This is a genomic window from Pseudemcibacter sp. (genome assembly GCF_965661635.1).
Lineage (GTDB): Bacteria > Pseudomonadota > Alphaproteobacteria > Sphingomonadales > Emcibacteraceae > Pseudemcibacter.
In genome coordinates this window covers 1-1,790 of record NZ_CBFIEP010000153.1, presented here as the reverse complement: position 1 = coordinate 1,790, position 1,790 = coordinate 1, and the positions used below count along the sequence as shown (strand labels likewise).

Sequence of the window (1,790 nt, the reverse complement as noted above, 5' to 3'; positions counted from 1 at the left end):
TAACAATATACTGGAATATATTTAAATTCAAACCGATATATCGCCCGCCGATCGGGATGATGAAAAGGGCCATTAAAATAATTAACATACCATATGGCTCAAGCCGACTTAGTGGCCTTGCGAGAGGATACGGTAATATCCCGACCGCGACACGTCCGCCATCAAGTGGTGGGATTGGAAGCATATTAAAAACGGCCAATATTGCATTAATAATAATCATATTAATCATATTTTGCCTGAACCAATCTGACATAAAGTCTGGAATTAATGCCATAACATTGAGTAATAATGCAGCCATAATCAAAAGAAAAATATTAGCGCCCGGCCCCGCGAGAGCAACCAATACACCGTCACGCCGGGGATTATTTAGTTGATTAAAATTAACCGGCACCGGTTTCGCGTAACCAAACATGAAGCCTGAGCCACTAACAAGCAAAATGAGAGGCAGAATAACTGTTCCAAAAGGATCAATATGCGTAAGTGGATTAAAGCTTACACGTCCAAGCTTTTTAGCGGTATTATCTCCCAATTTCCAAGCCGTCCATGCATGTGCCGCCTCGTGAAGCGTAATCGCAAAAAGTAAAGGCAGCGCCCAAACTGAAATGCTAACCATAAAATCTGCCATTATGATTGATAATCCGTAAGAATTTCTTGTAATTGACCATACAATTGTTGGTGATCAATTGCTTTAATTGACGCATCTTTAATAAAGTATGATTTTAAACGTTGGTACTCTTCATCATTTAAATCATCTGTTGCGTTCAATACTGCACGTCGGTCATTTAGACTACCATTACAATGTAGCGCTAAATCGCATCCCGCATTAAGCGCATCTTTCGCATTATCAGCAGCCGTTTTATTGAGTGCTTTCATGGTAATATCATCAGAAAATAAAACACCCTTAAAATTGATTTCTTCACGAATAATTTCAGTAATGACTTTTTTCGAAATGGTCGCGCAGTTAATTTTATCAATATCCGAATAGATTACATGCGCCGTCATAGCGCAAGGTAATTTATTTAAGGATTTAAAGGGTAAAAAATCAGTTTCCTTTAACTCATCTATCTTAGTATCCACAATGGGTAGTGATAAATGACTATCAACATCAGCACGGCCATGCCCCGGAATATGTTTAATAATAGGGGTAACACCAACTGCCATCATCGCCTCGGCACCTGCCCCTGCCAGCGCAATTATTTTTTCAGGTGTGCGGCCAAATGACCTATCACCAATTACTTTATCCGCACCATCAAAAAGAATATCCAATACCGGGTAGCAATCAACATTAATCCCCGATTTCAGTAAATCATCAGCCATTAACATAGCGTGTATTTTAACCGCTTTAATCGCCATATCTGGATTAAGTTCATAAATATCAGAATAAGTTTGAGCCGCGGGATATTTTTTCCATGAAGGTGGTCCTAATCGCGCAACGCGGCCCCCTTCCTGATCAACCAAAATCGGCACATCTTTATCGTCAACGACATCTCGCATTTGGTCAGTTAATTTTTTTAACTGCTTTTGATTATCACAATTGCGTTTGAATAAGATAAAACCAAATGGTTTATGCTCTTTAAAAAGTGCTTTTTCATCAGCACTCATTTCCAAACCTTCTACATCTGAAATAACCGGTAGAACCATCTAATTGGTTACCACCATGCAGGATTGATTATTCTTCTTTAAATCAGCACATACTTTATCAGCTGCTTCGCGACTTTCAATCATGCCACCACGTACACGGTATAATACGCCACGTGACCCTAGATCAACACGCATATATGAAGGATTTA

The 1,790-nt window shown here is 39.3% G+C and carries 3 protein-coding genes; all 3 read right to left on the bottom strand.

Annotation, left to right across the window (positions count from 1 at the left end; genetic code table 11):
* Positions 1–625, bottom strand: a 625-nt coding sequence (locus tag ACTF6W_RS10435) for a site-2 protease family protein (protein WP_438994484.1), incomplete at its 3' end; no start/stop codon positions are given.
* Positions 625–1,641, bottom strand: a complete 1,017-nt coding sequence (gene nagZ / locus ACTF6W_RS10430; protein WP_438994483.1) for a beta-N-acetylhexosaminidase — start codon at positions 1,639–1,641, stop codon at positions 625–627. The genes ACTF6W_RS10435 and nagZ, both read right to left, overlap by 1 nt.
* Positions 1,642–1,776: an SPOR domain-containing protein gene (locus ACTF6W_RS10425; protein WP_438994485.1), complete on the bottom strand. Its 135-nt coding sequence runs from the start codon at positions 1,774–1,776 to the stop codon at positions 1,642–1,644. It abuts the gene before it with no gap.
* Between the last annotated feature and the right edge of the window lie 14 nt (positions 1,777–1,790).

Excerpts from the sequence above, each read along its gene's own strand:
- nagZ (WP_438994483.1), bottom strand. The coding sequence starts at position 1,641 with ATGGTTCTACCGGTTATTTCAGATGTAGAAGGTTTGGAAATGAGTGCT.
- ACTF6W_RS10425 (WP_438994485.1), bottom strand. The coding sequence starts at position 1,776 with ATGCGTGTTGATCTAGGGTCACGTGGCGTATTATACCGTGTACGTGGT.